Raw genomic sequence first — 621 nt, 5'->3', positions numbered from 1 at the left:
TAAAACCTCTTCTTATTCACATCATCTAATATATCTTTAGCTACCTTATCTACTCTCTCACTAATCTCTGCACTAGAATTAGCAATATTGACATTCTCTTGTGTAACAGATTCTAAATGTGTAATGGCTTCATTAATTTGAGTAACACCAGTAGTTTGCTCTCTAATAGATTCACCCATATCATTAATAGATTGCACTAAAAGATTAGTATTAGCTTCAATCTCTCCTAGAGATTTTTGAGTTCTTTCAGCTAGCTTTCTCACTTCATCTGCAACAACAGCAAATCCTCTTCCGTGTTCTCCAGCTCTTGCTGCTTCAATAGCTGCATTAAGAGCAAGTAAGTTTGTTTGGTCTGCTATATCTCTAATAATACCAATGACATTTTTAATGTCTTCACTTTGTTGTATAACTTCACTTGTTTTACCACTTACATTTTGCATAGAACTTGTAATCTCTTCTACAGCTTGAGCTGTTTGTTCTAAGGAAGAAGCTTGAGAATTTGTAAGATTGGTAAGCTTACCTACTGCTTCTTGAAGATTTTGAGCTTCTTCACCTAATGTTTGAGCAAAGGCAGCACTTGTTGATAGCATTTTTCTAATTTCTTCTCCTAGGGTATTTGTA

Annotated in this window: 1 protein-coding gene; it reads right to left on the bottom strand. The window is 34.5% G+C overall.

Features of this window, described 5'->3' with window-relative positions; all coding sequences use genetic code 11:
- Positions 1–621 (bottom strand): methyl-accepting chemotaxis protein (locus LS65_RS09735; protein ID WP_236096719.1); only part of this gene is annotated, 621 nt, incomplete at both ends.

Source organism: Helicobacter japonicus (genome assembly GCF_000762845.2).
GTDB classification, from domain to species: Bacteria; Campylobacterota; Campylobacteria; order Campylobacterales; family Helicobacteraceae; genus Helicobacter_C; species Helicobacter_C japonicus.
Note: the sequence above shows the minus strand (reverse complement) of the source record. Positions and strands in the feature narration are given on the sequence as shown.